Source organism: Rhizobium sp. WSM1328, from assembly GCF_057653715.1.
Map to the genome: position 1 here is coordinate 1,828,436 of NZ_CM172788.1, position 26,693 is coordinate 1,855,128.

Here is a 26,693-nt window from a genome sequence, read left to right on the forward strand (position 1 = left end):
GGCGCGTTCTGGTTTCGATATCAACAGATCGGATGATCGCCTATTTCTTGGCCGCAGAGCGACGCGGCAAGCCTTGCCAAGAGGCAGCCGGCTATTCGGGTGTCGGATCCAGTAGATCTTAGTTTACGCCCGCACTCGCCCAGTCGCATCGGAAGACCAGCATGGGCTTCGAAAATCCTTTGAACCGTCGGCGCGTTGCGTGAGTGAAGAGATCGGCGGCGCCATATTCCCGAAAAATATTCTCCGAGACCAGGATCTGGTCGCTGGAGGCTGCCGCGCAGAGTCGCGCGGCAAGTTGCACGGTCGAGCCGAACAGATCGTTGCTGTCCTCGACCGGTTCGCCGCAATCCACTCCGATGCGGATATGGATAGGCTCGGTGTTTCCGCCGTTGTAACGCTCGAATTCCTGCTGGATCGCCATGGCGCATGCGACGGCTGCCGTTGTCGCGGCGAAGGCCGCCATGATGCCGTCGCCGGTGTGTTTCACTTCGCGACCTGAATTCTGGCTCAGGCATCGGCGCACGATAGAGTCATGGGCCCTGACCATTTCGGTCGCAATGCGGTCGCCGAGGCGCGATGTCATCGCCGTCGATCCGACGATGTCGGTAAACAGGATTGCCCGGTGGCCGGGATCGACGTCGCTGGACGACTGGCCAGGCGTCGGCTCAGGATCGTGAATTCGGCCGAGAAAAGCCTCGACCGCCGACAGGGCGACCTCGACGATCTCGCCGGCGACGAAGCCATGGGCCTCGCGATGCACGCATTGCGCAGTCTCCGCATCCGGCGCATCCACGAGGCAAAAGGCGGTCCCGCGCCGCTGATCGAACCAGTAGGTCAGGAACTTGACGCCGTACTTGTCCTGGATATCGAGATCCATGCGATGCGCCCGGGCAACGTCAGCCGCTGACGTTCCTTCAAGAAAGTGCCGGTCCATGAAAATAGGCATCGCGCGCTCCTCCCAGATCCGCCGCGTGCAGGAGATGGCATTGTACGACCGGGACGAAACTCCGTCCACCTCTGGCACAATCAATGAATGATTAGAGAGGTTCTTGCTTCCAGCAATGCATATGAGTTGCTGTAATCCTTATAGAGTATAAAAGGAAAGACTGAGTTTTAATCAGCGGGAGTGGGATGGAAAGCCCGATATTTACCATAATCAGTCGCTTAATGACTGGTCGGGGGAGCTGTCGGGGTCTTCAGGCGTTCCATGTTCTCAAACGCGGCGGCTGCCGGACCCGGGAGGGATGGAGAAACACGTCTGTTACGGCCATGATTGACCTGAGCATAATGCCGAAAAGTGTGAGCGGTTTTCGGAAGACATCATGCTCTAACTCTATAGTGTGGAACAGGATTCAGATTTCAGGCCGACCCGGGCCTAAATCATCCTGTTCTAGGATCAAAAGCCAAGCTTTCGTCCCGGTAGGCGACCTGCCAACGGCACGCAAATTGCATCGTATTCCATAGCTCCACCGAAATTGGGAAAAGCTGTAGCAAAGTGAGACAGACGGCACATTTTCGACCGGTTGGCTTGGCCTCAATGGGGCTCGGCCATTATGCCGTTATTAACTCTGTGTGGGACGCCGCGCGCACGCTCCTGCGCGACTGGCCGGTAGACGACGGCGAAGAGTATTTCGAGGCCGTCAAGTCGTGCCTGGATGCGATTATCGGCGACCTCCCACCGGAACACGTTCGGGCAGCCTTCATCAGGGCTGCGCAGGAGGCCGGCATTGCCGTCATAGAAGCGGCGGACTGAATACTCTCCGCGCTTCCCCACCTATCCTCAACGCCAGATCGTCCCGACGCTTGACTTTTCCTGCTGAAGTTCTAACTTAGAACAAAACAGGAACATTGGAGATGATCATGACGCATACGGAACAGGTGATCGCCAACGCCCTCGCGCTTGTCGAAGCGTCCCGCGCAGCCCGGGAGCGGGATCAACAGCGGCGCGCCGCCTGGCAGAGAAAGGTCGAACTCAGTCGGCCGCTGCCGCCATTGCCGCGTCCGGTTCAATTGCCGTTGGCGCTGAACTGATGCGGCCGGCAAGGATCTTGGAACCCGGTCAGGTGCGCTCCGAACAAGTTGGGTCCGATCAGGCTTGGCCCGATCAGGCCTGGGAAATCGAAGCCGTGCTTGCCTGGCATGACGACAATGCCAAAGCGGCGATACGTTCCCTGCTCGACGACTGCAAACATCTCCGCCAGCAACTAGCGCTGGCGGAAAGCGTGATGAGCCGCGGGATGGCCCGCGGATGGGCGCCGCGATACGAGCGCGACGCTCTCTGAAATTGAGGCGATCCGAACCGGCAAGAGGCTTCAGCCGCCGGTAGCACTCGTCTCCGGATCGATTGCGGGCAGCCGGCTGCGGGCGATGACGGCTCCGACCAGTGCGATCGCCACCACGGCGCCGATCCATGCGCCATACAAGCTCTGCCCGAGAATGACGCCGGCAAGGACCGGCGTGACGATGTCGGTGACGGCGACGAGCGACTGCGTTGCTCCCATGACGATGCCCTGGCGTTGCTGCGGCACATGCACGGAGAGTGCTGCAACGAATGTCGGCCGCGCCAATGCCACGCCCGTGCTGATGCAAAGGACGGCGAAGGCGAGGGTAACGATGTCGGTGGCGAGGCCAGCCGTGACATAACCAATTGAGAGAATGGTGAAGACCAGGACGATCAGGCCTCGCTCAGAGAAGGTGCCGCCGAGCCATCTCAGCAGGAAAAGCTGGACCAGGACGTTGATCGCACCGTCGGCGCTCAGGAGGTAACCCAGCTCCTTCGGACCGAACGCATGTTCATTCCAGGTGAATGTATCCGCCAGAAAAACGGCGAGCTGCGAACTGAACATCCCGTATGAGAAATAGTGGCAGAGAAGAACGGCGACGAGGACGCGGATGACCGGCGAGGCGAGCAGGGTTCGGAAGGAAACCTTCTCGCCGACCGTCTCGTCCGCTTCGCTGTCGTTGCCGAACCGGCCGGGCGCATCGGCGCCTTTCAGCCAAAGCCCGGTCACCAGCATGCTGGTCGCCGACAGGGCAAGCGCGACCCAGATCGGCGCCGTCAGAGACGTGTCGGCAAGGTATCCGGAGAGGCTCGGTCCGATCATTCCGCCAAGGCCGAGGCCCGCACTCAGAATGCCGATGGCCTGGCGCCGGGTGGTGGCGCTGCTGTTGTCGGCAGCATAGGCTGCCGCGGCCGAGAAATTGGCTGCGGTCAGGCCGAGCAGGATCCGCGCCAGCAGCACGAAGACGACGCTGTTGGCAAGCGCCAGCAGCAAAAGGCTGATCAACGCTCCGGCCTGGCTGGCGAGCAAAACCCTCTTGCGTCCGCAACGGTCGGAAAGTTGACCTAGCCAGGGCGCGGCAACGAACTGGCTGAGCGCTTCCGCACCGAGAACAAGCCCGAGAACGAGCGGCGACGCCCCGAGATTCCGGAGGTAGAATGGCAGGAACGGCAGGATGGCGCCGCTGCTGGCGGCATCGAGGCTGACGATGATGAAAACCGGCAGCATCAGCCGCCAGTCAAGTTTCTGCGACACGGCGCTTGCGGCAGCATCGATCGGACGCAGTTCGTCGCTCATCACATTTCTCTCTCTGACTGAGGCTAGGACGGTGCACGCGGCCGGCCGCCCTGAGAAACTCGCTTCTCCGGCGTTACGCGGCCGCGGCGGGTATTCCCGCAGCCGGGTTCCCAGCAGCGCGCCTGTCTTCAGACGCGCCGAGGCCGTGACGCTTTGAGTTGCCGCTTACGCAGCAAGGCCGACATTTGCGAGATAGGCTTCCAGAGCCCAGGCGTGAGCGGACGCAATGATAGCGCCGACATAGCCATCCGGACGCACGAGCACCCAGTCGCCCGATGTCAGACCGTAGGCATCATGGAAATGCCCGCCTTCATCGATGACATCTCCGCGCTCGCCGATCCTGTGGATATGCAGGCCCGGGCGCGGCGGCACGGCGGCTTGCTCGACCTCGTAGCCGAGCAGCGTCCAGTGCGGCCCCCTGAACAGTTCGAACAGGCGCGTTGGCTGGCCGGCGACACCTTTGAGCGGCGCATCGGGCGCACGGTCGCCCGCAAGCAGGCCGGCGTTCCGCTCCGGCTTTTCCAGCGCGAAGGAGGAGGAGGGATAGCCGATATCGAGTTGATGCACATCGCGGCCACGCCGCATATCGCCTCGCTTCATGGCGTCGAGAAGATTGGTCGCCAGACCGAGCACGGCGGCGGCGACCGGACGGCGCTCTTCCTCATAGCTGTCGAGCAGCGCGTCGGGCGCGCCGGCAGTGAGCGCAGCCAGTTTCCATCCGAGATTATAGGCGTCCTGAACGCTGGTATTCAGCCCCTGTCCGCCGGTCGGCGGATGCGTATGGGCGGCATCGCCGACCAGGAACACGCGGCCGAGCCGGTAGTGATCGGCAAGCCGGGCGTTCATATGGAAGGCTGACGCCCAGGAGACCGATCGGACCTCGATGTCGTCGCGGCCGGTGCGTTCCTTCACCAGGGCGGTCAAGCCCGCCGCGGAGAGGTCGACCTCGCCTTCGAGCGGGATGGGTCCCTGGATCTGGAACAGGTCCGTCCCCGCCAGCGGGCAAATGGCGATCTGCCGCTGCATGTCGCCATCGCCGAAGCGATGCCATACCTCTCGGTCCAACCCTGTCAGAATGACATCGGCGACCATGGCGCGCACGCCGAGCGTCTTGCCGGGAAAACCGATATCCAGCGCATGGCGCACAAAGCTGCGGCCGCCATCGGCGCCGACGAGCCAACGCACGCGGATGGTCTCTTCACCGGATGTGCCCTTAAGTCGAGCAGTCACGCCCGCCTCATCCTGTTCGAAGCCGATGAGTTCGCATCCGAATTCGGGGCGATGCCCAAGTTCGAGCAGGCGCTCGCGCATCACGCCTTCGGTCAGGAACTGCGGCACCATCAGCGGAAGATGATAGGGCTCGGCCGGCGTCGGCTCGCCACCCACCACAGCGTCGGATTCGCAGACGCTGCCATCGTCACGATATTCCCGCTGCCTGGGATAGGTGCCGCCTTGGGCGACGATCCGGTCGAGAATGCCGAGATCCTCGAACACTTCCTGGCTCCGCGGCTGAATGCCCTTGCCGCGGGAACCGCGGAACGGGTCGTTCAATTTTTCGATCAGGCGGAAGGAGACGCCCCGCCGCGCCAGCTCGATCGCCAGCGTCAGGCCGGCAGCCCCGGCGCCTGATATCAGCACGTCGACTGTGGAATTCTCTGTCATTGATCTCTCCATGTGTGTATTATGCACATAATAGGAGAATCGGCATGGCGTCAACAAAGAATGTGCAAAATACACATATAAGCGGAAAGCTGCGCGAGCTGCATGGGGCTTTGATCGAGATCGTCAGCGTCATGAACCGCCCGCAGCGCGACGAGCAGATGGTCCGCGAGGCAGGCATTTCGCTCGATCGCGCCCTGTTTCCGCTGCTGGTCACGATCGAACGGCTCGGTCCCATCGGGGTGGTCGAACTCGCCGACCGCGCCGGGCGCGACTACACCACCGTCAGCCGTCAGGTCGCCAAGCTCGAAAGTCTCGATCTGGTGGAGCGCCGCGGCAATGCTACCGACCGCCGCGTGCGCGAGGCGGTCATCAGCCCGAAGGGCAAGGCAATGACCGATCGCATCGATATCGCCCGCGAGCGGATGGGCCGCGCCATTTTCGAGAGCTGGGACGAACATGACTTCAATGAACTGGTGCGGCTCATGCGGAAGTTTGCCGAGGATATCAGCGGCGATATCGGCAATGGCGCGGGAGAAGCTGCGGGCGAGGGCGGACGGCAAGCGGATTAGCCTCTAAATTCCTCCTTGATATGTCGGGTGAATTCACCGGAGCCATTGCGCCGGCGCGTCTGCGATGATCTTGTAGCGACCTGCAATCGCAACGTTTTCCGGTGATTCCCAATGTTCGATATTCTGTGGCGCGGCCTGGTGATCGGCGCCGGCGCAACCATCCTCATGGACCTCTGGGCGATCCTGCTCACCCAGTTCGGCCAGGCGGCCCCCAATTGGGCACCGGTTGGACGCTGGTTCTGGCACCTCCGCCGCGGCAAGGTCTTTCACGAGAGCATTGCCGACGCCGAGCCCTATGCCAATGAGCTGGCGCTCGGCTGGATCAGCCATTACGCCGTCGGCATTCTCTATGGGGTGATCCTCGCCATCATCATGGGCTCAGGCTGGTTGGCGGCCCCGACATTTCTTCCCGCCTGGATCTTCGGCATCGTCACCGTCGGGGCAGGGTGGTTCCTGCTGCAGCCGGGCCTCGGCATCGGCTGGGCCGCTTCCAAACATCCGACCCCAAACAAGGTTCGGTGCTTCAACCTTCTCGCCCATACGGTTTTTGCGCTGGGGCTTTATGGCACGGCATTGATCATTGGGTGAGCTCGGGGTCTGCTCGCCTCGCCCAATGAGGATCGCCGCCTGCCCCTCACACTAACCCTCTCCGCGTAAACGGGGCGAGGGGACGTGCCCTGCGAGAGGTTGTCGAGGAACGGAGAGGTGAGCGGCAATCCCCCTTCGCCCCGCAAGCGGGGAGAAGGTGCCGGCAGGCGGATGAGGGGCAACCCTTGCCAGAGGGCTCCATGTGCCCCTCATAGCGGCAGCCTCAATCGAGCCTCACCTTACCGCGCAGCCCAGTTGGCGCCGCGGCGGAAGATGGTCTTCATCTGGGGAACGTCGAATTCCTTGGCCTGATGGCCGAGCGAGGAATAGAAGACCCGGCCCTTGCCGTATTTCCGCTTCCAGACGACGGGCATGACGACGCCGTCGATCCAGTAGGCGTGTTCGCCGGTGAACTTGGTCGTCGCCAGAACCTCGTTCGAGGGGTCGACATGCATGTAATATTGCTCTGACGTATAGGGAAAATCGGCAATGCCCTCCATGAGCGGATCGTCGGGCCGGGTAATGTTGACGGTATAGTCGATGATGTTGCCGGGGTGAGCCACCCACTGGCCGCCGATGATGAACTGGTAGTCGACGGAGTCCCGGAAGGCATCGCCCGCGCCGCCGTGATAGCCGGCGATACCGACGCCGCTCTCGATCGCCGTGGCGAGGTTCTTCACCTCCTCCTTCTCGATCTTCGACATCGTCATGATCGGCACGACGAGGCTGAGATCATGGACGGAGGGGTCGGCAAGCGCCTCGGTGCCGTGTTCGAGATAGACCTTGAAGCCGTCTTCCTCGAGCATGGTCTTGATGATTTCGGCGCACTCCTGCGGCTCATGCCCGCTCCAGCCGCCCCAGACGATCAGTGCTTCACGCATAGTCTTTCCTCCTGAAACTTATTTCGCCAGTCGTCCGTCGACGATGGAATCGGACAGCGGCGCAGGGCGCTCCGTTGCCGTGGTGATCGCGACCGTGCGGCCGGTCGAGGCGGCGGTGTGGAATGCTTCCATGACTTCGAGCACATGCAGCGCCAGATCGCCATTGGCGCGGTGCGGCCGGTTGGAGCGGATCGCATGCGCCATGTCGGCAACGCCGAGCGAGCGATAATTGCCGTCGGCATAAGGCGATGTGACCGGCTGGTCCTCGAACGGACCGCCCTTCTTCAGATATTCCACAGGGCCGCCGAACTTGTTCGGATCGGGAACGATCAGCGTGCCCTCGGTCCCGTAGACTTCCAGCGGCACATGTTTGTGGCCGGCGACATCGAAGCTCATAGCGATCTGCACGACGGCGCCGTTGGCAAAGGCCATCATGCCGGTGACATGGGTCGGCACATGCACGGGAATGCGCTCGCCGTTTCGCGGTTCGCTGGTGATCAGCCGTTCCGATCGCGGCGTCGTCGCAAAACCCGCAACTTGAGAAACCGGCCCGAGAAGATTGACGAGATCGGTGATGTAGTAAGGACCCATATCGAGCATCGGCCCGCCGCCGACCTCGTAATAGAAGGCCGGGTTCGGATGCCAGCGCTCATGGCCCGGGCACATGAAGGTTGCCGAGCCGCCGACCGGCTGGCCGATGACGCCTTGGTCGATCAAGCCACGCGCCGTCTGGTGGCCGCCGCCGAGGAAAGTGTCGGGGGCAGCGCCGATGCGCAGATTCCTCGCCTTGGCGGCTTCCGCCAATTTTTTCCCTTCCGCGAAATTAATCCCGAGCGGCTTTTCCGAATAGGTGTGCTTGCCGGCATCGAGCGCCTGCAGCGCCACGGCAACATGGGCCTTCGGGATCGTCAGATTGACGATGATCTCAACCTTGGGGTCGGCGAAAAGCTCTTCGACGGTCTTGACGGGAACGCTGAATTCCGCAGCCTTTGCTTCCGCCAGCTCCCGGTTGAGATCGGCGACGCCGCGGATGTCGAGGATGGGAAAGGATGCCATCGCCGTGAGATAGGCGCCCGAAATATTGCCGCATCCGATGATGCCGATACCGACCTTGTCCATGAATTCCTCCATTGGTCTTGCCATTGATCTTGATTGTGTCGCTCGTCAGAGCGCCGGCCCCGTCGTGCTCCAGGGCGATTCATAAAGCTCGTAGAGCGCCACCGCCGCGGCACCCTGCGCCCAGAAATCATCGGTCGAATCGTCGAAGACGAGTTCGCTCACCCCGCGCAGCGATGGCGGAATGGCGAGCGCATAAGCATCGCGCAGGCTGTTGAGAAAGGGTTCGCCGAGCGCCAGGCTCGACCCCACAAGAATGACCCGCGGCGGCGCAAACAACGTGACGATATTGGCAATGGTCAATCCCACCGCTTCGCCGGCGCGGATGGCGGCGCTGATCAGCCGGTCGTCATCGGCCTTGATCAGCGCCTGGGCATGGTTCATGCCGCGCCCGAGGCGGATTGCCTCGGCAAAACGCCCATCAGCCTGTTGTTCTCCGAGGATCGCGCTTTCGCCGGCCTGGCTGAAGAGCCGGACGACCCCATTCGGTCCCATGCCGAGCACGAGGTCGCCGAGATTGTGACTGAGGCCGCCGGCGCCGCGAAACAGGCTGTTGCCGTGCAGGACGCCGAGCCCCAGCGTTTGCTCCAGCGAAATCAGCACCATATCTTCGAGATCGCGGGCCTTTCCAAACCAGTGATGGCCAAGCGTGATGGCGTGGGCGTCGCTTTCGACAATGGTCGGCGTCGCCAGCCGCGTCGACATCTCGGCGGCGAAATCGACATTGGTGTCGCGAAAGATCGGGCTGCTTCTGATGTAGCCAGTGCGGTGCTCGATGACGCCGGGAAAGCCGAGGCAGACGCTGTCGACATCCTCCAGCGACAGCCCGGCATCGACGACGCAACGCCTGACCCCGTCCTCGACCAGATCGGCGATGACGCCGATCGGCTGCCGGTCGATGCGGATCGGCAAGGCGAGCTTCGACAGCACGTCGCCGCGGAAATTGGTGACGACGAAAACCATCCTGTTGGCGGCGATCTTGGCGCCGACCACGCGGGCCGCATCGGGATTGAGCTCCAGCATCACCCGCGGCCGTCCGCGCACCGCCTCATTGCGGATATCGCCTTCGTGACGCGGCAGGATCAGTCCGTCGTCGAGCAATGAGGCGGTGATGGCCGAAACGGTGGTGGTGGAGAGTTCGGTACGCTCGCTGATCTCTATCCGCGAGATCGGACCATGGCGCCTGATGGTATCGAGCACGTTCAAGCGATTGATCGCGCGCATTAATTCGGGATCTGCGGTCTTCATGGGAACTAGCCAGGCGAGCGTTTCGTTGGGGCGGAACCCAAATATTTTTAACGGGTTACGAAATAAATAGCAGGGAATTCAGTGGTCCTGTCAAGCGCATTTGATAAAAATAGAGGCATTGGGTTGACAATATGCCAAAGCTCCGTTGAATTAATCCGCATAGGGGAAAAATTGTGAGGATAGCCCCTGGGAGGAAAAATCATGACTTTTAGGTTCAAGAGCACCGCTTTTGGCGGCAGGCGTATCGCATCGATGGCCGCAGCTGCCGGCATGTTGCTGGCCGGAGCAGGAGCTGCCTCGGCAACGACGGTGGTCAAGTGGCTGCATCTCGAGCTCGACCCGAAATACGTCGCGGCCTGGGAAGATATCGTCAAGAAATACGAAGCCCAGCATCCAGACGTCGATATCCAGATGCAGTTTCTTGAAAACGAGGCCTTCAAGGCCAAGCTTCCGACATTGCTGCAATCTGACGACGTGCCGGATTTCTTTTTCAGCTGGGGCGGCGGCGTCTTGAAGCAGCAGTCCGAGACCGGCGCGCTCCAGGATGTGACGCCGGCGCTGGATGCCGATGGCGGCAAACTGCGCGGCGCCTATAGCCCGGCTTCGGTCAGCGGCCTGACATTTGAAGGCAAGACCTGGGCTATTCCCTATAAGGTCGGTCTGGTCAGCTTTTTCTACAACAAGGACCTGTTTGCCAAGGCCGGCGTCAAGGCCGAGGACATCAAGAACTGGGCTGATTTTCTGGGTACCGTGAAGAAGATCAAAGAGGCAGGCATCGTGCCGATCGCCGGCGGCGGCGGTGAGAAATGGCCGATCCACTTCTACTGGAGCTATCTCGTCATGCGCGAAGGCGGACAGAAGGTCTTCGAAGCGGCAAAGACTGGCCAGGGCGAAGGTTTCCTCGATCCTTCGATCATCAAGGCCGGCGACGATCTCGCTGAACTCGGAAAGCTCGAACCGTTCCAGCCCGGCTATCTCGGCTCCACCTGGCCGCAGGCGCTCGGCGTTTTCGGCGACGGCAAGGCGGCGATCATCCTCGGCTTTGAAAATACCGAGGCCAACCAGCGCAAGAATGCCGGCGACGGCAAGGGTCTCGCGCCCGAAAATATCGGCCGCTTCGCCTTCCCGGCCGTCGATGGCGGCGCCGGCAAGCCGACCGATACGCTTGGCGGTCTGAACGGCTGGGCTGTCACCAAGAAGGCATCCAAGGAAGCGCTCGATTTCCTCGCCTTCCTGACCAATGCGGACAATGAGCGGGCGATGGCCAAGGCCGGCATGCTTCTGCCCGTTGCCGTCGGCGCCGGCGATGGCGTCACCAATCCGCTGCTTGCCGAATCGGCAAAACAGCTGGCCGGTTCGACCTGGCATCAGAACTATTTCGACCAGGATCTTGGCGCTGCGGTCGGCCGTGTCGTCAACGACGTGTCGGTGGAAATCGTCTCCGGGCAGATGAATTCCAAGGACGGCGCCCAGATGATCCAGGACGCTTTCGAACTGGAACAATAACCAGCGCCTGCAGACCCTTCCTGGCGCTCCGCTAATCCGGAGCGCCAGCATTGCTGCCGACGAGAAGCGAAAGCAGGACCCATGGCCAACATTTCAGTCCCATCGATAACCACGGCCGCAAGGCCGGCAAAAAGAGCCGCAAACAGCAAGAGCTCGGTCGCCCATGACCGGCTGGCGGTGCTGTTGATCTTCCTGCCGCCGGCGCTGCTGCTTTTCACCCTCTTCGTCATCATGCCGATGGGCGAGGCGGCCTGGTACAGCCTCTACAAGTGGAACGGCTACGGCACGCCGACCGAGTTCATCGCGCTGCGCAATTTCCAGGTCCTGTTTCGAAATGCGGCCTTCACCCAGGCGCTGGTCAATAACGGCCTGATCATCGTGATCTCGATCTGCATCCAGGTGCCGCTTGCCATCTGGCTGGCGACCATGCTGGCGCACCGCATTCCGGGTGTCGTCGGCTACCGCCTCATCTTCTTCCTGCCCTATGTGCTGGCGGACGTTGCCGCGGGCCTTATCTGGCGCTTCGTCTATGATGGCGATTATGGCCTGTTTGCCGCCGTTTCCAACTTCTTCGGCTTCGCCAACCCTTACGTGCTCGCCGACAAGGACGTGGCGATCTACGCCGTGCTTGGGGTCATCGTCTGGAAATATTTCGGCTTCCACATGATGCTGTTCATCGCCGGCCTGCAATCCGTCGACAAGAGCGTGCTGGAGGCAGCCGAAATCGACGGCGCTACAGGTTGGCAGAAGTTCCGTTATGTCACGCTGCCGCTGCTCGGCTCGACCTTGCGTCTTTCCATCTTCTTTGCCGTCGTCGGCTCGCTGCAGCTCTTCGACATGATCATGCCGCTGACCGGCGGCGGGCCGTCCAACTCCACCCAGACGATGGTCACCTTCCTCTACACCTATGGCGTCATGCGCATGCAGGTCGGCCTCGGCAGCGCCGTCGGCGTCGTGCTCTTCGTCATCTGCGTGACGCTCGCCTTCGGTTACAAAAGGATATTCATGCGCCATGACTGATATGAGCTCTTCCATCCGCATGAGCACGTCCACACGCGTCTATCTCTATGTGTCGCTGAGCCTGATTGCCGCGATCGTGCTCGTGCCGCTGCTGACGACGGCGCTCGGCGGCTTCAAGACGCTGGGCGACCTGCGCACCAATCCCTTCGGCCTGCCGACGGAGTGGCAATGGGCGAACTATACCGATATTCTCTTCGGCGAGCGCTACTGGCTGCAGATCGGAAATTCGCTGGTGATCGCGTCGCTCACCGTCCTCCTGACGCTGATCGTATCGTCGATGGCGGCTTTCGCCTTTGCCCATGTCCGCTTTTTCGGATCGTCGTTCCTGCTCAATTATTTCCTGCTCGGCCTGATGTTTCCGGCGGCGACGGCGATCCTGCCGCTCTTCATCCGCATCCGCGATCTCGGCCTGCTCGATACCTATTGGGGCGTGGTGCTGCCGCAGGTGGCCTTCGGCCTTGGCATGAGCATCCTGCTGTTTCGAAACTATTTCCGCAACCTTCCGGAGGAATTGTTTCAGGCGGCCTTTGTCGACGGCTGCGGTTATCTCCGCTTTTTCTGGCATATCTCGCTGCCGCTTTCCCGGCCGATCGTCGCCACCGTCAGCATCATCTCCTTCGTCGGCAGCTGGAACAGCTACATCCTGCCGCTGATCATGCTGAACTCGGAATCGAAATATCCCTGGCCGCTCGGCATCATGGTCTATCGCGGCGAATACGGCACGGAGTGGCAGCTGGTGCTGGCCTTCATTACGCTCACCATCCTTCCCACCATCATCGTCTTTTTCGTCGCCCAGAGACACATCATCGCCGGTCTGACCGCCGGTGCCGTGAAGTCCTGAGCCGAACCATTGGAGGTGCAATCATGGCATCTGTTGAACTCACCGATATCAGCAAGACCTATGGCGCCGTCGACGTCATCCACGGCATTTCACTTCATATTGAGGATGGGGAATTCGTCGCCCTCGTCGGGCCGTCCGGTTGCGGAAAATCAACGCTGCTGCGGATGATCGCCGGTCTCGAGGAGATCACCGATGGCGAGATCGCCATCGGCGGCAAAGTCGTCAACGCCATGACGCCGCGCGAGCGCAACATCGCCATGGTCTTCCAATCCTACGCGCTTTACCCGCACATGACCGTTGCCGAAAACATGGGCTTCAATCTGAAGCTCGCCGGCGTTGCTAAACCCCAGATCGAGGCCCGGGTGGCCGAGGCCGCCCGCATGCTGGATCTCGCCGAACTCCTCGACCGCAAGCCGGCCCAGCTTTCCGGCGGCCAGCGCCAGCGCGTCGCCATGGGACGCGCCGTCGTGCGCAATCCGGCCGTCTTCCTGTTCGACGAACCGCTGTCCAACCTCGATGCCAAGTTGCGCGTGCAGATGCGCTCGGAAATCAAGACGCTGCACCAGAAGGTCAGGACGACCTCGATCTATGTCACCCATGACCAGATCGAAGCGATGACGCTTGCCGACCGCATCGTCGTTCTCAATCAGGGCAGGGTGGAACAGCAGGGCACGCCGCTCGAACTCTACAGGACGCCCGCCAATCTCTTCGTCGCCGCCTTCATAGGATCGCCGGCAATGAACATGCTCGAAGGCACGGTCGACGGAGAAAATGGTGGGCCTGCTGCTCGTCTCAGCGACGGCACGGCGATCCGCATCGCGCCGGACCGCAAGGTCAAGGCCGGCCAGGCCATCACCATCGGCCTGCGTCCCGAACATCTCGTTCCCGGTGTCGCCGCCGGCACGCCGCTCGCCGGTCGGACGATGCTGGTGGAACCCACCGGCGCCCAGACCCATGTGGTCTTCGATCTTGCCGGCCAGCAGGTGACCGCCATCGTCGACGGCGAATACCCCGCCCGTTACGGCGCCGTCTTCGAGGCAAGCATCACCAGCGATCAGGTCCACGTCTTCGACCGCGGTACTGGTGTGGCGCTGTAGGCGGGGCAGTTTGTCCCACGGCTGTCCGATTTGCGGCGACGAGCGGGGACCGGGAGGGGTGCGGCATACCCTCTTCTCCCCGAGGAGAGAAGAGGGAGTCGAGAGATCGCGCGATGCCCCTTTGCGCGCAAGCCGAGTTAGAAGGAGGAGGGGCGAGACACATGGCTCCAGCTAATCAATACTGTGATTTGTCTTGCCATTTCGCGAGCCGTTCTCGGCGCGTTCTCGAAAATTGAATAACATCGAATATAAAACTGTCTTCTTCCGGAAAGTCTTTCTTGATCTGTTCGATTTCCTTGCCGTCGCGGATGCAACGAATGATATCTAGCCCTCGAACTGCGCGTTTGAGAATGGAGGCATTCCAGAAATCATTACTCAGAGGGTTAGGGAACCGAAACTCAGGCCAACCAGCTCCAGCTTCAACCAATTGGGAAAAGTTTTCAAATCTCTCATCGGATATAGGGACCGCCCAATTAATTACTTCCACCCTCACATGTAGGTTCAAGTCCAATAGGCATTTAGCCAAGGCGTTGGAAATCGTTTGATCATAGCGTCCGGAATTCACTGTGTATTCGACAAACGCCCTACGACAATCTGACAGGGCGTCATCGGCGAGTTGTGTCGCAGCGACATTCAAACCTTCTACCTCCTGCCCCAACTCCGCAAGATAGTGTGCACCACGGAGGCGGTCCCGCGAACTCTCCGAAAGAAGGAGATCGATGAGGAATTCTAGATCAACTCCTTGTCGCCATCTTCTTAAAACGGATTGTGTTGCGGCATACCTGTTTTCGTTACCGACATCCTTGTCTTGGATGATATTCATAAGTGCGGAAGTTGATCGTTCATCAAAATGATCACTATTCATCTGCGGCCTTTATTGTGCTGTCGCTTCCGGAATTTCGATCAAAAGACCGAAACGGACGGATGAGCGGCTAAGCCACTTGGTTTCTCAACCATATCCGCCGCCACCGGACGTTGCCAATGCCACAAGTTGCACTATTGTCTGTCCGGCACGCAAAAACCTGATGGTGGTTATGCCGGTAGTAACTCGACATCTCATTGACCGGGGTGACGGAGCCACGGTCGAGCTTTTTCAAGCTCAAGCCGCAAGCGAAACGCCCACAGGAGCAATCCTATTTGTCCACGGCAATCAGGGTGGCCGTCTGCTTGGAGGGATAGAGGCGGTCGATAGCGGCGCGTTGCATCGGTTCTGTTCTGGTTTGAATATCACTGCTGCGGCAGTCTCGCAGCCCTGTTTCGGGGCGTCAGACGGCCCTCCAGATTTTTGCGGTCCCAAAACCCAGCAAGCGATCATAGCTGCTCTCGCTTTCCTGCGGGGCCAGCCTTCCGTCGATCCTAACCGAATTGTTCTCTACGGAAACAGTCGTGGTGCCGTTGCATCGGCAATGGTCGCCACCCAGGTTTCTGATCTGCGAGCAGTCATCCTATCCAGCGGCGTCTATGACCTTGAAGTCGCTTATCACGAGAGTTCAGACGGTTTGCGGTGGGCTATCGAGAAAGAGGCGGGCCTATCGAGAGAGGCCTTTCTGGCTCGCTCTGCAATTCATTATGCGCCCGAAGTTCGGTCTGAGACGCTGTGCTGCATGGAAAGCATGACGACCGTGCTCCTGTTGCCCAAGCCGAACTCTTCTCAAAAGCTCTGTCCAATGCCGGAGTCCTGGCGACGCTTCACGTCTTTGAGTGTGGACATCAAATTCCAAGGAACCACATGCAGGGAGCTCTCAGGCCCTTCCTGCAAAGGGTGTTCAATCCCGTCGTGACCTACCACTAAGGCAGCATGCCAGCTTCGGGCAGCGGGAAAGTGGCGAAAACCCAAAAGAGATCAAGCCCAAACCCGCCTCTTGAAGGAGGAGAAAAATGAAACGCATCGAGATGGAGGTGAGCGGCGGCTGCCAGTGCGGTGCCGTGCGCTACCACGCAACCGCTATGTTTGACAATTCGCATCTCTGCCATTGCCGCATGTGCCAAAAAGCCTCGGGCAACGTCTTTGCCGCGCTCGTCGCCGCGCCCGATGATGCGCTCAGCTGGACACGCGGCAAGCCGAGCGTCTGGAAGAGTTCGGAGCTTGTCGAGCGCGGCTTCTGCGCCAATTGCGGCACGCCATTGTTCTTCCACCACCTCGAAAACGGTCGCACCAACCTGATGATCGGTTCGCTTGACGATCCGCACGCCTTCTCGCCGCTTGCCAATACCTGCACCGAGAACATGGTGGCATGGTTCGATACGATCACGGGCATAGAAAATACCGGTGCGACCGAAGACAACGGCGCCGACTGGGCGGCGGCGATCAAGGAGAGCAACAACCAGCACCCCGATCACGATACCGCCTCATGGGCGGTGAGGGGGCGTGATGGCTGAGTCCTATCCGGTGCTGCGCTGTCCGAGGCCATGGCGTGTGGGCAGTGGCGGGGGCTTTGCTCTGCGACCGGGATCGTTGCACATCGATGCTACCGACCACCGCTAGGCGGGCGATAGCATCGGTTGACGAGGGCTACTGTGCTCCTGCGGCCGCTTCTATGACCGCAGCCACTTCCTTGGCGTGCGAGGCCAGCGAGGCGTGGCCACCCTCGACCGTCGTCACCTTGGCCTTCATCCGTTCGGCAAAGAAAGCCTGTGCGTGGGGATCAAGGACGAGGTCCTTGGAGCTCAGGACGTACCAGCTTGGCTTGTCGTGCCATGCCGCGACCTCAGCAGGTGCATCGAAGGCAGTGTGGTTGATCGGCATCTGGTGCGCTGCCAGATGTTCACCGATCTTCTTGGGCAGGTCGCCCGCCACTGCACTGGGGAATACTGCAGGATCGATGGTCAAGTAACCCTTTGCGTCGGGCCGAATGGCCGCCGCTCCGGGAGTTGCCGGACCGCTGGCTGCCAATGCTGTGATGGTTTCACCTTTCTCGGGCGCAAAGGCCGAGACATAGACGAGTGACGCCACCTTGGCGTTGTCGCCCGCCTCGCCGATCACCACGCCACCCCAGGAATGCCCCACCAGGACAACCGGGCCATTTTGCGCATCCAGCACCGCATTGGTGGCAGCGACGTCGTCAGCAAGCGAGGTCAATGGGTTCTTTACCGCAGTCACCTTGTAGCCCTTGACGGTCAGGATTGCAGCGACGCCGTCCCAACTGGTTTCGTCGACGAAGGCGCCGTGGACAAGAACGATATTCTTGATTGTTTGATCCGGGAGAGCCGGCTGGGCCCACGCGGGTGCAGCACCAAGCATGCCGGTCGTCAGCATCAGGGCGGACATAAGAAGAGATTTCATTTGGAGCTCCTACAGGGCGCATCAGCGCAATTGCTTAATTCGGATAATCTGCAATGCTATCGCCTACGCGACGGCAGGAAGACCAGGATGGCCTTGCCTTCGCGCAAACACTTGAACTGCCAGATAATTCCTCGTTGAAGACAAAACCAAACTAGGGCTCACCGAGATGGATCACCATGACCAGAGCCCCGCAATGCATGCTCCGTCGTCCAAAAATGCGATTATGCTCGCCTCTCGGGTGGATCTGCTCTCCCAGATTTTGGCCATGGTCAGCCTGCATGGCGAAATCGTCTTTACAGTTGAGCTCAGCCAACCATGGGCGTTACGCTTTCATCCAGGAGCGGCTTATTTCTTCATCGTGCTCGAAGGGGGCCTGAGCGTTGTGAACGATCAGGGCCATGCCTTGCAGGTGGCAACTGGCGATCTGATCATGCTGCCGAGAGGCCTTGGACACGGCTTGAGCGATGGCGAGTGTGCAACTGAGGCTGACTTGGCAGCCCTGATGGCGGCGCAGGTTACCGCCGAAAAACTCAATGTCTCCCACGGCGGAGGCGGCCAGCAGACCAAGCTTATCGCCGGAGCCTTTCGGTTCGAAAGCGCTTCCGTGCCCTGGCTCGTATCGGCACTGCCGTCGGTCATACACATTCCAAAAGCTAGCGGCGAGACCGCCGGATGGGCCGAGGGCCTTGGCTACTTCATGATGAAGGAAGCCCAGGAGGTGTATCCCGGCGCGTCCATCATGATTTCACGGCTGATCGACGTGCTGGTGATCAGTATCCTGCGGAGCTGGGTGCGGATCGAGCGGGGCGGCAATGTCGGCTGGCTTGGAGCGCTCGGGGATGCGCGCATCAGCCGCGCGCTCAAGGCCATCCACGACGAACCTTATCGGCGCTGGACCGTGCTCGATCTGGCTCGGGTGGCGGGCCTGTCTCGGTCCGGCTTCGCGGCGCGATTTACAGCATTGGTGAAAGAAGCGCCACTTTCCTACCACAGTCGCTGGCGGCTGACGCTCGCCTTGGGCTTGATGCGCCAGCCTGATGCCAAGGTTGGGTCGGTCGCCAGGCAAGTCGGCTATGATTCCGAAGCAGCCTTCAGCCGAGCCTTCAAGGCACAGTTTGGTTTTGCGCCCATGAATGCCAAATCGACAACTATTCAGGATCGATGATGGTGTAGATCCGGCGCAATGCATGAACTCGCCCTGATAACAGACACGTCGCTTCCGGCCCCGTAGCGGTCGTCTATCCAAACCGAGCCGATGTCCGTTGCTGGTGCGAACCGGACAGCCGCCGGGCCACCCCGGCGGCCTACTGCCGCGATATATTATTCCGCCGCGATCCGTGTGACGCCGTTGGCCTGGACGATCTTTTCCAGCAGCGCGAGCTCATCCTGGGAAAGATCCGTCAGAGGCGGGCGCACGGGGCCTGGGTTCTGCCCGAGGACGCGAAGGCCGGCTTTGATGATCGAGACGGCATATCCCTTCTTGCGATTGCGCAAGGCGACGAAGGGGAAGAAGAAGCCCTTCAAGATCTCATCGACGGTCGCCTGATCGCCGGTGCGCAAGGCGCCGTAAAAGCGCTGGGCAAGCGCTGGTACGAAGTTGAACACGGCCGATGAATAGGTCGTCACGCCTGCGGCAAAATAGGCCTGGGCATAAACCTCGTGGGTCGGCATGCCGCCGACATAGACGAGACGATCGCCAAGCAGGGTGGTAATCTCGATCACCTTGTCGACATCGCCGACGCCGTCCTTGAAGCCGATCAGGTTCGGGCATTCCTCCGCCAGGCGCGCGATGCTGTCGGCGGTCAGGACGGCGTTGTCGCGGTTATAGACGATGACGCCGATGCCGACCGATTGGCAGACCGCCTTGACGTGGGCGATGAGACCCGCCTGTTCGGCAAACATCAGATAGGGCGGCAGCAGCAGCAGTCCGTCGGCGCCGGCCTTCTCGGCCGCGACTGCGATCTCGATTGCGAGCGACGTGCCGTAGCCGGTTCCCGAAATGATCGGCGTCTTGCCGGCCGACGCCTTGGCGGCCCGGATCACCTGCGGAATCTCGGCCGGATTAAGCGAGAAGAATTCACCGGTGCCGCCGGCGGCAAACAGTGCAGCGGCGTCATAACCTGCAAGCCACTCGACATGGCGGCTGTACTTCGCTTCGTCAAATTTCAGTTGATCGTCGAAGTGCGTAACCGGAAACGACAGGAGACCACTACCGACGGCCTTCTTCAATTCAATCGGGTTCATCATGAAGTCCTATTTCTTACGTGTTGAAAACCGGGTCACTCGCTGTCGAGCACTTGCAGAAGTGCGGCGATATAGCCGTAGCAGAAGGCAAATGCGGTGGCGGTTGGATCCTTGCCGCTGACGGTCGGCACATGGTCGGGCATCAGCATGTATTTGAAGCCCACCTCCTTGTAGATCCTGGCGGAGCGGACCATGTCCATGTCGCCTTCTTCAGGGAAGGTCTCCATGAAGGACAGCTTGCCGCCGCGAATATTGCGGAAGTGAACATTGAAGATCTTACCGCGCTGGCCGAACCAGCGGATGACATCGTCGATTTCCTTGCCGGGATTTTCCAGCATCTCGCCGATCGAACCCTGGCAGAAATTGAGGCCGTGATAGGGGTTTTCGCGCATTAGCACGAATTTCTTTAGGCCTTCCACCGTGCCGAGCACCCGCGTGACGCCGCGATAGCCCGGCGGCGTATAGGGATCGTGCGGATGGCAGGCGAGCCGGACGCGGTTGCTTGCAGCGACAGGAACGACGCGTTCCAGGAAATAGTCGATCCGTTCCCAGTTTTCGTCTTCGGAAAGCACACCGGCAAGGCCGGGCTCGGCCTGCTGATCCGTCTTGTCCCAGCGGAAGCTCGCATTCAGAGATCCGCCGCGCCCCGGCTCATCCGGCGTACGGGGAATGCCGATCAGGTTGAGATTGTACTTCACCGCAGGAATGCCGGCGGCGGCGGTATTCTCGATCAGCTTGCAGACGGCGTCGATCTGTCTGTCGCGATCGGGGCCGGCAAGCAGAATATCAGGATAGGAAGCCTTCTCGATCGGCTGCGAGGGCAGCGGCAACTGGATCATGTCGAGGATCAGGCCGAAGCTTTCGACCTTGTCGCGATGGCGCTCGAGATCGGAGAGCGTCCAGCTGCTCGGCTTCCCCGGTGGGTCGGCATTGATATGCTTCACGCCCAGTTGCGCGAAGATACGATAATCGTCGTCGTCCCGCGCGGCGACCTGTGTTCCCAGATACATATTTGAGTCTCTTTCAAAATTATCCAATGTCATATGACATAATATGAATTTCGAAGAGTGTCGAGCCCTATTGCTGCTCCGCGAGCATTCGATAACGGCGTTGGCTGGCCAGCATATGCGCCCGCATTGCCTGTCTCGCCCGCTCCGGATCCTGGTCGGCGATCGCTGACAGGATCTCGACATGTTCGGCATAGACCTTCTGAAGATAGTCGCGGTCATTGGCCTCGGGAAGCGTCGGAAATTGGCCGCGGGGAATGGCTTTTGGGCCGAATTGGCGCAAGACGGCAACATAGAATCGGTTGTTCGTGGCGGCGGCGATTGCCATGTGGAAGGCATAATCCGCCTCCACCGTCTGCTGTCCCGTCTCGATCAGGTTCGCCATCCTGCGGTTGGCTTCGCGGATCGCCGCTTCCTGCTCGGCGGTGCGGCGATAGGCGGCGATCGCCGCCGCTTCACCCTCGGCGGCCATGCGAAACTCCAGCAATTCCAGGGTTTCCGGAATGCTCTTGATTTCCACTGGTGTTAAGGAAAGCATCGAATGCGTCTTCGGATCCGCGACGAAGACGCCTTTGCCCTGGATCGGCTTGACGAAGCCAGCCGACCTCAGATCGGCTATCGCCTCGCGCACCACAGTGCGGCTGACGCCGAATGTCGCTTCGAGCTGCGGCTCGGTCGGCAGCTGGTCGCCGACGCGCAGCTTCCCCGTTTCGATTTGCGCCCGCAGCTGATCGATAACCTGTTGCGCCAGTCTTTGCCGGCCCCGGCTGAGTGTCGTCATTTCGGCTCCCCCAATCCCTTCGCATCAAGTCTCTGTCGCCCGGGACTTGTCAATCTTATCGGACTTCGTTAAATCATAATACGACATACGGACGACATAATATGTTTCCTATAGTAATCCAGGGAGGAGTGACAATGAAGCATTTTTCTAAGAGCTTGTTCGTCGGTGCCGTCATCGGCGCCCTGACGATATCGGCAGCGCAGCTGCAGGCCGCCACGCCGCAGGACCAGCTGGTGATTGGCACTTCGCTGGCGCAGGTTTTGTCGCTCGATCCGCAGCAGGCGACCGAAGGCAAGGCGGTCGAAATCATGTCGAATCTGTACGATCGGCTGGTTGCCAGCACGGCTGATGGCAAGATCCTTCCGCAACTGGCGGAAAGCTGGAAGATTGACGACAAGGGCATCACCTTTACGCTGCGCAAGGCCAATTTCGCCTCCGGTAACCCGGTCACCTCGAAGGATGTCGTCTATTCACTGGCGCGGCTCCTGAAAATGGACCAGGCCGCCGCCGCTAACCTCAAGCGCGTCGGCTACGACAAGGACAATGTCGAAAAGCTCGTCAAGGCCGTCGACGATCAGACGGTGCGGATCGATCTCTCCGACCAGGTGACGGCAGAGCTTCTGCTCTATCGGCTGACAACGACGACGACCAGCGTGGTCGACAGCGTCGAAGTCGAGAGCCACGCCGTCGATAACGACTACGGAAACGCGTGGATGCGAACGCATTCTGCCGGCTCCGGTCCGTTTACCCTCAATCGCTGGTCTCCGAACGAACTGGTGATCCTCGACGCCAACAAGGACTATATGGCAGGCACGCCGAAGATGCGTCGCGTCATCGTCCGGCATGTGCCTGAAAGCCAGGTCGAGCGGCTGATGCTTGAACGCGGCGATATCGATATTGCCAGCGCCTTGACCGCATCGGATCTCGCGACGTTCCAGACCAAGAAAGGCTTTGCCATCCAGCGTATTCCGACGGGCGGTTTCTACGTGCTGTCGATGAATGCCGGCAACAAATACCTCGCCAATCCGAAGGTTCGCGAAGCCATCGCCTATGGCATCGACTACAAGGGCATCGAAAAGACGATCATGGGCCCTTACGGCCGGGCGAGAAACGTTCCCGTTCCGGAGAATTTCGAATATGCCATCCCGAACCCCGATTGGCATCTCGACGTCGAAAAGTCGAAACAGCTGCTGAGCGAGGCAGGCTTCAAGGACGGCTTTTCGCTGACGCTGAAGACCATCGCGCAAACGCCGCGCATCGATCTTGCCACCGCCATCCAGGCATCGCTTGCTCAAGTTGGCATCAAGATCGACATCCAGCAGGGCAACGGCTCGGAAATCATCGCCGCCCATCGCGCCAGGGATTTCGATCTGCTGATCCCGCAGACCAGCGCCTATATGCCGAACGTGCTCGGCTCGATGGAGCAGTTTTCCTCCAATCCCGACAATTCGAAGGAAGCCAACAATGCCGGCAATTTCGTCTGGCGCTCGGCCTGGGATATTCCGGAACTCACGGCGCTGACGGCGAAAGCATCGATGGAGCCGGACGCCAAGAAGCGTGGCGAACTCTATGTTCAGATGCAGAAGATGTTCGTCGAACAGAAGCCGGCGGTGCTTCCGCTCTTCGAGCGCTTTGAGCCGATCGTCCTCAATAGCAAGGTCGAGGGATATGTGGGGCATCCGTCTCAGCTGACGCGTCTCGAGAACGTCACCAAGGTCGAAACCCAGTAATACTTCCAGGACAGCCGATCATGAAGGAACTCTCCGTAGCCGAATTTGGCCGACGCCTGGCGCATTTGCTGGTCAGCCTGTTCATCCTCTTATGTGTGACCTTCGTGATCGGCCGTATCCTGCCCACCGATCCGGTCGGCGCGATTGTCGGCGAGCTCGCGGATCCCGCCGCCTATGCGGCGATGCGGGCGCGTCTCGGGCTCGATCTGCCGATCTACCAGCAGTTTTTCCTCTATCTGAACGGGCTGGCCCACGGTGATTTCGGCACCGCCGTCCTCACCGGCAATCCCGTCTCTTCGGATCTCGCTCAAGCCTTTCCTGCGACATTCGAACTGGCGACGCTGGCGGTGATCATTTCGACCTTCGTCGGTGTCCCGCTCGGGTTGGTCGCAGCACTGTTTCGAGATAGCTTCATCGACAAGACGGCCCGCGTGGTCGCGCTCGTCGGTCATTCGATCCCGGTTTTCTGGTTCGGCATCGTCGGGCTCGTCATCTTCTATGCCGGCCTCAACTGGGTCGGCGGGCCGGGCAGGATCGATGTGTTTTACGAGGGTCTCGTCACGCCGCGCACCGGGCTGTTGTTGATCGACAGCCTGCTGCAGGGCGAGACGGAAATCTTCTGGAATGCACTCGGCCATATCATTCTTCCGGCTGTCATTCTCGCCTACGCGGCGATGGCCTACATCACCCGCATGACACGCAGCTTCACCCTGGAGCAGTTGAGCCAGGATTATGTCATCGCGGCCCGAGCCAAGGGTGTGAGCCCGCTCGGCACGATCTGGCACCACGTCCTGCCGAACATTGCGGTGCAGCTGATCACCATCCTGGCCATTTCCTATGGCGGTCTGCTCGAAGGCGCTGTCGTGACCGAGATCGTTTTCTCCTGGCCGGGCATTGGCCAGTACATGACCAACGCGCTGATGATCGGCGACATGAACGCCATCGTCGCCGGCACCATCATTGTGGGATTCATTTTCATGTTGTTGAACTTCCTGGCCGACGTCGCTTACGCCGTCTTTGATCCGCGCATGCGGGAGGCGGCCCGATGAGCGATGTCATCCGCAGCGAAATAGAGATCCGCCCTCCAAGTGTGTCGACCCGTATCGCGGCGTCGTTTGCGCGCGCCGGCCGCAAATTGGCCCACGAGCCGCTTGGTCTTGCCGGTTTCGTCATCCTTGGTCTGCTTTGTTTGATCGCGATCTTCGCGCCGCTCCTGGCGCCCTACGATCCGGTTATACAGTCGCTTGGCGATGCCTTGCAGCCGCCGAGCCTCGCGCACCTGGCAGGCACGGACGAATTCGGCCGGGACATCTTGAGCCGCCTCATCTTCGGCACGCGCATCACCATCCAGACCGTGCTGTCGATCTCCTTGATCGTCGGCCCGATCGGCCTGTTGATCGGCGTCGTCGCCGGTTTCTTCGGAGGGCGCACCGATGCGCTGCTGATGCGCGCCACCGATATCGTTCTGTCTTTCCCGTCGCTGATCCTGGCTTTGGCTTTTGCTGCGGCACTCGGCGCCGGCTTGACCACGGCAATCATCGCGATCTCGTTGACCGCATGGCCGCCGATTGCGAGACTCGCGCGCGCCGAGGCCCTTGTCGTCAGAAACGCCGACTATGTGGTCGCCGCCCGCCTTTATGGCGCCTCGCCGATGCGCATTCTTCTTCTCTATATCGCGCCGATGTGCGTTCCCTCCGTCATCGTTCGGCTGACGCTCAACATGGCGGGCATCATTCTGACGGCAGCTTCGCTTGGCTTCCTCGGGCTTGGCGCCCAGCCGCCGGCGCCGGAATGGGGCGCGATGATCTCCAGCGGCCGCAAGTTCATGCTCGATTATTGGTGGGTCGCCGTGATGCCGGGTATCGCCATCCTCCTCACCAGCCTTGCCTTCAACATCGCCGGAGATGCTCTGCGCGACCTTTTGGATCCCCGCCATGCAAGATCGTGATCTGCAGCCCGTTCTTTCCGTCGAAGGATTGACCGTCCGTTTCGGCCGAGGCGCCGTACCCGCCGTCTCCAATGTCAGTTTCGACGTCGGGCGCGAACGCGTCGGGATTGTCGGCGAATCCGGTTCCGGCAAATCGACGACAGGTCGCGCGATCATGCGCCTTTTGCCGCCGGCCGCGGTGGTCTCGGCCGAACGCATGGATCTTAGCGGCGATCCGTTGCTTTCAAAGAGTGAGCGTCAGATGGGCGCGCTGCGCGGCAAGGACATCGCGCTGATCATGCAGGATCCGCGCTATTCGCTGAATCCGGTGCTTTCGATCGGTAAGCAGATCGCCGAAGCCGCCCGCCTTCACCTCGGTCTTCATAAGAAACAGGCGCATGAGGCTGCCCGCGCCATGCTGGAGCGCGTGCGCATCAGCGATCCGGAGCGGGTCATGGCGCTTTATCCGCACCAGATATCGGGCGGCATGGGCCAGCGCGTGATGATCGCCATGATGCTGCTGGCGCGGCCGAAGCTTGTCATCGCCGACGAGCCGACCTCGGCGCTTGATGTCAGCGTCCGCAAGGACGTGCTGCTGCTGCTTGATGAACTGGTGCGCGAGAATAATTCCGGACTGCTGTTGATCAGCCACGACATTCGCATGGTGGCAGCTTTTTGCGAGCGCATCATCGTCATGTATGCCGGCCGGATCGTGGAAACGCTGACCTGTCTCGAGGAGGCGCGCCATCCCTATACCCGCGGGCTGATCGCTGCGCTGCCCGACCCCAGGAATCCGGTTCGCCGGCTTGCAGTTCTCGACAGGACGAAACTCGATCTGGAGACGGCGCAATGATCAATGTGCGTGACCTCGATGTCGTCTTTGCCTCTGGCAAGACTAGCAACCATGTCGTCAGGGGCATCAGTTTTCAGGTCAACCAGGGGGAGACCCTTGGCATTGTCGGTGAATCCGGATGCGGCAAATCGACGGTGCTGCGTTGCCTGGCCGGCATGGAGGCCGGTTGGACCGGTCACATCGAGCTTGGCGGCAAACCGATCGGCAAGAAGCGCTCCCGCGAGGAGCTGAAATTTGCCCAGATGGTGTTTCAGGACCCTTACGGATCCCTGCATCCGCGCCATCGTATCGGCACCGCCCTGGCGGAACCGCTGCGCGCGATGGGCCATTCCGATATCTGGTCGAAGGTCGAAAGGGCTTTGATCCAGGTCGGTTTGCCGGCGAGCTTCGCAAACCGTTTTCCGCACGAACTTTCCGGCGGCCAGAGGCAGAGGGTGGCAATCGCCCGGGCCCTGATCCTGTCGCCGCCCATCCTGTTGCTCGACGAGCCGACATCGGCGCTCGACGTCTCGGTCCAGGCCGAAATCCTGAACCTGCTGGCCGATCAGCGCGAGGAAAAGGGCCTGACCTATCTGCTTGTCAGCCACGACCTCGCAGTCATCGCCCATATGTGCGACCGGGTGCTGATCATGAAGAACGGTTGCTTTGTGGACGAGCTCACCAAAGCGGATCTGCAGGCCGGCACCACGCATGATGCCTATGCGCGAGAACTGTTTGAGGCGAGTTTTATCGAGGCTTGATATCCTCGATCGCGGTGTGGGT

General features: G+C 60.5%; 27 protein-coding genes and 1 pseudogene. 17 read left to right on the top strand and 11 right to left on the bottom strand.

Features of this window, described 5'->3' with window-relative positions:
• Positions 1-118: 118 nt before the first annotated feature.
• A complete protein-coding gene (locus tag AC2444_RS09450) occupies positions 119-946 on the bottom strand; it encodes a nickel-binding protein (protein ID WP_012757380.1) in 828 nt (275 codons plus the stop codon).
• A gap of 549 nt (positions 947-1,495) precedes the next feature.
• On the opposite strand from AC2444_RS09450, the gene AC2444_RS09455 reads away from it, so the two are divergent.
• The 3 genes from AC2444_RS09455 (at position 1,496) to AC2444_RS09465 (ending at position 2,282) form a co-directional block, all read left to right on the top strand.
• Positions 1,496-1,753 (top strand): DUF982 domain-containing protein, encoded by a 258-nt coding sequence (locus AC2444_RS09455; RefSeq protein WP_011651896.1) that lies wholly within the window; start codon positions 1,496-1,498, stop codon positions 1,751-1,753.
• 107 nt (positions 1,754-1,860) lie between these two features.
• Entirely contained in the window at positions 1,861-2,031 is a 171-nt protein-coding gene (locus tag AC2444_RS09460) for a hypothetical protein (RefSeq protein WP_162039352.1), read from the top strand.
• Positions 2,031-2,282, top strand: a complete 252-nt coding sequence (locus tag AC2444_RS09465) for a hypothetical protein (RefSeq protein ID WP_012757382.1) — start codon at positions 2,031-2,033, stop codon at positions 2,280-2,282. The genes AC2444_RS09460 and AC2444_RS09465 overlap by 1 nt, the downstream gene beginning before the upstream one ends.
• A 30-nt stretch (positions 2,283-2,312) precedes the next feature.
• On the opposite strand, the gene AC2444_RS09470 is transcribed toward AC2444_RS09465, so the two are convergent.
• Entirely contained in the window at positions 2,313-3,578 is a 1,266-nt protein-coding gene (locus AC2444_RS09470; protein ID WP_012757383.1) for an MFS transporter, read from the bottom strand.
• Positions 3,579-3,743: 165 nt separating this feature from the next.
• Positions 3,744-5,240: an FAD-dependent oxidoreductase gene (locus tag AC2444_RS09475; protein WP_012757384.1), complete on the bottom strand. Its 1,497-nt coding sequence runs from the start codon at positions 5,238-5,240 to the stop codon at positions 3,744-3,746.
• A 44-nt stretch (positions 5,241-5,284) separates the two neighbouring features.
• Between AC2444_RS09475 and AC2444_RS09480 the strand changes: the two genes are divergently transcribed.
• Positions 5,285-5,809: a MarR family winged helix-turn-helix transcriptional regulator gene (locus AC2444_RS09480; protein WP_012757385.1), complete on the top strand. Its 525-nt coding sequence runs from the start codon at positions 5,285-5,287 to the stop codon at positions 5,807-5,809.
• A 111-nt stretch (positions 5,810-5,920) separates the two neighbouring features.
• Positions 5,921-6,397 carry a DUF2938 domain-containing protein gene (locus tag AC2444_RS09485; RefSeq protein ID WP_012757386.1) on the top strand — a complete coding sequence of 159 codons (477 nt, stop codon included), beginning with the start codon at positions 5,921-5,923 and terminating at the stop codon, positions 6,395-6,397.
• Between the two features lie 239 nt (positions 6,398-6,636).
• Here the strand turns inward: AC2444_RS09485 and AC2444_RS09490 are convergent, their stop codons facing one another.
• From AC2444_RS09490 to AC2444_RS09500, 3 genes are read right to left on the bottom strand one after another with little or no spacing between them, the layout of a single operon-like run.
• On the bottom strand, positions 6,637-7,278 hold the full coding sequence (locus AC2444_RS09490) for a ThuA domain-containing protein (RefSeq protein WP_003539493.1): 642 nt from the start codon (positions 7,276-7,278) through the stop codon (positions 6,637-6,639).
• 18 nt (positions 7,279-7,296) lie between these two features.
• Positions 7,297-8,397, bottom strand: coding sequence for a Gfo/Idh/MocA family protein (locus AC2444_RS09495; RefSeq protein ID WP_012757387.1), 1,101 nt, complete (start codon positions 8,395-8,397; stop codon positions 7,297-7,299).
• A gap of 45 nt (positions 8,398-8,442) precedes the next feature.
• On the bottom strand, positions 8,443-9,642 hold the full coding sequence (locus tag AC2444_RS09500; protein ID WP_003539497.1) for an ROK family transcriptional regulator: 1,200 nt from the start codon (positions 9,640-9,642) through the stop codon (positions 8,443-8,445).
• Between the two features lie 201 nt (positions 9,643-9,843).
• On the opposite strand from AC2444_RS09500, the gene AC2444_RS09505 reads away from it, so the two are divergent.
• The 4 genes from AC2444_RS09505 to AC2444_RS09520 all read left to right on the top strand — a co-directional run bounded on the left by AC2444_RS09505 (position 9,844) and on the right by AC2444_RS09520 (position 14,106).
• Complete coding sequence (locus AC2444_RS09505; protein ID WP_012757388.1) at positions 9,844-11,148, top strand: ABC transporter substrate-binding protein; 1,305 nt, start codon at positions 9,844-9,846, stop codon at positions 11,146-11,148.
• An 81-nt stretch (positions 11,149-11,229) separates the two neighbouring features.
• Entirely contained in the window at positions 11,230-12,168 is a 939-nt protein-coding gene (locus AC2444_RS09510; RefSeq protein ID WP_012757389.1) for a carbohydrate ABC transporter permease, read from the top strand.
• Positions 12,161-13,009, top strand: a complete 849-nt coding sequence (locus AC2444_RS09515; protein WP_003539503.1) for a carbohydrate ABC transporter permease — start codon at positions 12,161-12,163, stop codon at positions 13,007-13,009. The genes AC2444_RS09510 and AC2444_RS09515 overlap by 8 nt, the downstream gene beginning before the upstream one ends.
• A gap of 23 nt (positions 13,010-13,032) precedes the next feature.
• Complete coding sequence (locus AC2444_RS09520; RefSeq protein WP_128449076.1) at positions 13,033-14,106, top strand: ABC transporter ATP-binding protein; 1,074 nt, start codon at positions 13,033-13,035, stop codon at positions 14,104-14,106.
• 175 nt (positions 14,107-14,281) lie between these two features.
• On the opposite strand, the gene AC2444_RS09525 is transcribed toward AC2444_RS09520, so the two are convergent.
• A complete protein-coding gene (locus AC2444_RS09525; RefSeq protein WP_012757391.1) occupies positions 14,282-14,971 on the bottom strand; it encodes a hypothetical protein in 690 nt (229 codons plus the stop codon).
• A gap of 160 nt (positions 14,972-15,131) precedes the next feature.
• On the opposite strand from AC2444_RS09525, the pseudogene AC2444_RS09530 reads away from it, so the two are divergent.
• Together AC2444_RS09530 and AC2444_RS09535 are read left to right on the top strand one after the other, a co-directional pair.
• A pseudogene (locus AC2444_RS09530) lies at positions 15,132-15,898 on the top strand (alpha/beta hydrolase family protein).
• 86 nt (positions 15,899-15,984) lie between these two features.
• Complete coding sequence (locus AC2444_RS09535; RefSeq protein ID WP_012757393.1) at positions 15,985-16,485, top strand: GFA family protein; 501 nt, start codon at positions 15,985-15,987, stop codon at positions 16,483-16,485.
• Between the two features lie 133 nt (positions 16,486-16,618).
• On the opposite strand, the gene AC2444_RS09540 is transcribed toward AC2444_RS09535, so the two are convergent.
• On the bottom strand, positions 16,619-17,389 hold the full coding sequence (locus tag AC2444_RS09540; protein WP_012757394.1) for an alpha/beta hydrolase: 771 nt from the start codon (positions 17,387-17,389) through the stop codon (positions 16,619-16,621).
• Positions 17,390-17,555: 166 nt separating this feature from the next.
• Here AC2444_RS09540 and AC2444_RS09545 point away from each other — a divergent pair, with 166 nt between their 5' ends.
• The gene (locus AC2444_RS09545; RefSeq protein ID WP_245460538.1) at positions 17,556-18,554 is read left to right on the top strand and encodes an AraC family transcriptional regulator; all 999 of its coding nucleotides are present in this window, start codon (positions 17,556-17,558) and stop codon (positions 18,552-18,554) included.
• A gap of 155 nt (positions 18,555-18,709) precedes the next feature.
• On the opposite strand, the gene kdgD is transcribed toward AC2444_RS09545, so the two are convergent.
• The 3 genes from kdgD to AC2444_RS09560 all read right to left on the bottom strand — a co-directional run bounded on the left by kdgD (position 18,710) and on the right by AC2444_RS09560 (position 21,421).
• A complete protein-coding gene (kdgD, locus tag AC2444_RS09550) occupies positions 18,710-19,636 on the bottom strand; it encodes a 5-dehydro-4-deoxyglucarate dehydratase (RefSeq protein WP_041935523.1) in 927 nt (308 codons plus the stop codon).
• 32 nt (positions 19,637-19,668) lie between these two features.
• Positions 19,669-20,643 carry a mannonate dehydratase gene (locus AC2444_RS09555; protein WP_012757396.1) on the bottom strand — a complete coding sequence of 325 codons (975 nt, stop codon included), beginning with the start codon at positions 20,641-20,643 and terminating at the stop codon, positions 19,669-19,671.
• Positions 20,644-20,710: 67 nt separating this feature from the next.
• Positions 20,711-21,421: a FadR/GntR family transcriptional regulator gene (locus AC2444_RS09560; RefSeq protein WP_012757397.1), complete on the bottom strand. Its 711-nt coding sequence runs from the start codon at positions 21,419-21,421 to the stop codon at positions 20,711-20,713.
• 134 nt (positions 21,422-21,555) lie between these two features.
• Between AC2444_RS09560 and AC2444_RS09565 the strand changes: the two genes are divergently transcribed.
• From AC2444_RS09565 to AC2444_RS09585, 5 genes are read left to right on the top strand one after another with little or no spacing between them, the layout of a single operon-like run.
• Positions 21,556-23,151, top strand: a complete 1,596-nt coding sequence (locus tag AC2444_RS09565) for an ABC transporter substrate-binding protein (protein WP_003559263.1) — start codon at positions 21,556-21,558, stop codon at positions 23,149-23,151.
• Between the two features lie 20 nt (positions 23,152-23,171).
• On the top strand, positions 23,172-24,200 hold the full coding sequence (locus AC2444_RS09570) for an ABC transporter permease (RefSeq protein ID WP_003559265.1): 1,029 nt from the start codon (positions 23,172-23,174) through the stop codon (positions 24,198-24,200).
• Entirely contained in the window at positions 24,197-25,099 is a 903-nt protein-coding gene (locus AC2444_RS09575) for an ABC transporter permease (protein ID WP_003539529.1), read from the top strand. The genes AC2444_RS09570 and AC2444_RS09575 overlap by 4 nt, the downstream gene beginning before the upstream one ends.
• Entirely contained in the window at positions 25,086-25,931 is an 846-nt protein-coding gene (locus AC2444_RS09580) for an ABC transporter ATP-binding protein (protein WP_012757398.1), read from the top strand. Before AC2444_RS09575 ends, AC2444_RS09580 begins: the two co-directional genes overlap by 14 nt.
• Positions 25,928-26,671, top strand: a complete 744-nt coding sequence (locus tag AC2444_RS09585; RefSeq protein WP_012757399.1) for an ABC transporter ATP-binding protein — start codon at positions 25,928-25,930, stop codon at positions 26,669-26,671. The genes AC2444_RS09580 and AC2444_RS09585 overlap by 4 nt, the downstream gene beginning before the upstream one ends.
• The last annotated feature ends 22 nt before the right edge of the window (positions 26,672-26,693 follow it).

Coding starts and splice junctions, on each gene's coding strand:
- kdgD (WP_041935523.1), bottom strand. CDS start 19,636: ATGATGAACCCGATTGAATTGAAGAAGGCCGTCGGTAGTGGTCTCCTG.
- AC2444_RS09515 (WP_003539503.1), top strand. CDS start 12,161: ATGACTGATATGAGCTCTTCCATCCGCATGAGCACGTCCACACGCGTC.
- AC2444_RS09470 (WP_012757383.1), bottom strand. CDS start 3,578: ATGAGCGACGAACTGCGTCCGATCGATGCTGCCGCAAGCGCCGTGTCG.
- AC2444_RS09480 (WP_012757385.1), top strand. CDS start 5,285: ATGGCGTCAACAAAGAATGTGCAAAATACACATATAAGCGGAAAGCTG.
- AC2444_RS09500 (WP_003539497.1), bottom strand. CDS start 9,642: ATGAAGACCGCAGATCCCGAATTAATGCGCGCGATCAATCGCTTGAAC.
- AC2444_RS09545 (WP_245460538.1), top strand. CDS start 17,556: ATGGATCACCATGACCAGAGCCCCGCAATGCATGCTCCGTCGTCCAAA.
- AC2444_RS09465 (WP_012757382.1), top strand. CDS start 2,031: ATGCGGCCGGCAAGGATCTTGGAACCCGGTCAGGTGCGCTCCGAACAA.
- AC2444_RS09475 (WP_012757384.1), bottom strand. CDS start 5,240: ATGACAGAGAATTCCACAGTCGACGTGCTGATATCAGGCGCCGGGGCT.
- AC2444_RS09540 (WP_012757394.1), bottom strand. CDS start 17,389: ATGAAATCTCTTCTTATGTCCGCCCTGATGCTGACGACCGGCATGCTT.
- AC2444_RS09570 (WP_003559265.1), top strand. CDS start 23,172: ATGAAGGAACTCTCCGTAGCCGAATTTGGCCGACGCCTGGCGCATTTG.
- AC2444_RS09490 (WP_003539493.1), bottom strand. CDS start 7,278: ATGCGTGAAGCACTGATCGTCTGGGGCGGCTGGAGCGGGCATGAGCCG.
- AC2444_RS09585 (WP_012757399.1), top strand. CDS start 25,928: ATGATCAATGTGCGTGACCTCGATGTCGTCTTTGCCTCTGGCAAGACT.
- AC2444_RS09520 (WP_128449076.1), top strand. CDS start 13,033: ATGGCATCTGTTGAACTCACCGATATCAGCAAGACCTATGGCGCCGTC.
- AC2444_RS09460 (WP_162039352.1), top strand. CDS start 1,861: ATGACGCATACGGAACAGGTGATCGCCAACGCCCTCGCGCTTGTCGAA.
- AC2444_RS09505 (WP_012757388.1), top strand. CDS start 9,844: ATGACTTTTAGGTTCAAGAGCACCGCTTTTGGCGGCAGGCGTATCGCA.
- AC2444_RS09510 (WP_012757389.1), top strand. CDS start 11,230: ATGGCCAACATTTCAGTCCCATCGATAACCACGGCCGCAAGGCCGGCA.
- AC2444_RS09580 (WP_012757398.1), top strand. CDS start 25,086: ATGCAAGATCGTGATCTGCAGCCCGTTCTTTCCGTCGAAGGATTGACC.
- AC2444_RS09450 (WP_012757380.1), bottom strand. CDS start 946: ATGCCTATTTTCATGGACCGGCACTTTCTTGAAGGAACGTCAGCGGCT.
- AC2444_RS09555 (WP_012757396.1), bottom strand. CDS start 20,643: ATGTATCTGGGAACACAGGTCGCCGCGCGGGACGACGACGATTATCGT.
- AC2444_RS09525 (WP_012757391.1), bottom strand. CDS start 14,971: ATGAATAGTGATCATTTTGATGAACGATCAACTTCCGCACTTATGAAT.
- AC2444_RS09560 (WP_012757397.1), bottom strand. CDS start 21,421: ATGACGACACTCAGCCGGGGCCGGCAAAGACTGGCGCAACAGGTTATC.
- AC2444_RS09575 (WP_003539529.1), top strand. CDS start 24,197: ATGAGCGATGTCATCCGCAGCGAAATAGAGATCCGCCCTCCAAGTGTG.
- AC2444_RS09485 (WP_012757386.1), top strand. CDS start 5,921: ATGTTCGATATTCTGTGGCGCGGCCTGGTGATCGGCGCCGGCGCAACC.
- AC2444_RS09535 (WP_012757393.1), top strand. CDS start 15,985: ATGAAACGCATCGAGATGGAGGTGAGCGGCGGCTGCCAGTGCGGTGCC.
- AC2444_RS09495 (WP_012757387.1), bottom strand. CDS start 8,397: ATGGACAAGGTCGGTATCGGCATCATCGGATGCGGCAATATTTCGGGC.
- AC2444_RS09565 (WP_003559263.1), top strand. CDS start 21,556: ATGAAGCATTTTTCTAAGAGCTTGTTCGTCGGTGCCGTCATCGGCGCC.